Here is a 209-nt window from a genome sequence, read left to right as displayed (position 1 = left end):
ATCCGCTAACTGTGACGGAAGCCTTCGCCAAGCACCTCATTCGCATCGCTTACGATAACGAAGGCTGCCGGGTCAATTCGCTTCACAATCGTTTTGAGCCGAGCGAGTTGGTTCTGTGCCACGACACACATTAATACGGGCCGCTCTTCGTCCGTATAGCCGCCATGCGCGGCCAGACGCGTCACGCCCCGGTCCATCTCATACAAAAT

General features: G+C 56.0%; 1 protein-coding gene. It reads right to left on the bottom strand.

The annotated features are described in order from the left end of the window. Positions 1–5: 5 nt before the first annotated feature. Positions 6–209 (bottom strand): YitT family protein (locus LKX83_RS33650; protein WP_227887666.1); only part of this gene is annotated, 204 nt, incomplete at its 5' end.

Origin of the sequence: Cohnella baijiui (genome assembly GCF_020731285.1) — a bacterium.
In the GTDB taxonomy this organism is placed as follows: domain Bacteria; phylum Bacillota; class Bacilli; order Paenibacillales; family Paenibacillaceae; genus Cohnella.
The sequence above is the reverse complement of the archived record's forward strand: the minus strand, read 5'-3'. Positions and strand labels throughout refer to the sequence as shown.